The 691-nt window shown below is 36.5% G+C and carries 1 protein-coding gene; it reads left to right on the forward strand.

Going from position 1 to position 691, the window contains the following annotated elements; translation table 11 throughout:
- Positions 1–136 precede the first annotated feature (136 nt).
- The coding region (locus D8849_RS10385) for a hypothetical protein (protein ID WP_125387010.1) at positions 137–691 on the forward strand (555 nt) is incomplete at its 3' end.

Raw genomic sequence — 691 nt, forward strand, 5'->3', positions numbered from 1 at the left:
ATTTCAAGTAGACAGGATATTGTAGACTGGGTTAACAGTCAATCTCAATTAAATGGTCTTAGTAAAGGAGCAAAAGAAGAAGTTATCAAAAATATGTGGAAAGCTTTTAACTGGTTGATGCAATAAGGAGTGAACAATGAAATTATATTTAAAAGGTGATTATACAAAAAAGATACCTTATGGTTATCTAGAGCTTGCTGGTAAAATGTGGTTTCCAGAAGAAAAGCAAGTTTCTTACTCAAATGCTGGAGACAATGAGCAACTACAAGAAGATTTTTTCTCAAATTTATCATTGAGGAAAAGTACTGCGGATAAGAGATGGTCTAGTGTCCCCCTAAAGGAAGNGGTACGAAGNCTCTTTTCACATNTTNANGAATGTATTGANATNNANTTTGAAGATGCNTTNGCTACGGATTATAATGAAAAGGGAGACTATCTCCGNATTTTAACCACCCATCTAGAAATTTTGACAGTTGATAGACGCGCCATGTACATTATGGCGCTTGAGATTGCAAAGGTCATTGACGGGCAAATTAGCGAGGATAATAAGAAGACATGGCTAACAGTCGAGGAATTTAAGAAAAAGCACGAGGCTATTCTATCTCTGACTTTTGAAGAAGCAAATGAACGAAGTTTGATTGAAATTCAAACGATGGATGTTGTAGACGACCCTCTTTGGGAGGAAGAAGCC

Source organism: Streptococcus mitis, from assembly GCF_003942765.1.
GTDB lineage: Bacteria > Bacillota > Bacilli > Lactobacillales > Streptococcaceae > Streptococcus > Streptococcus mitis_BE.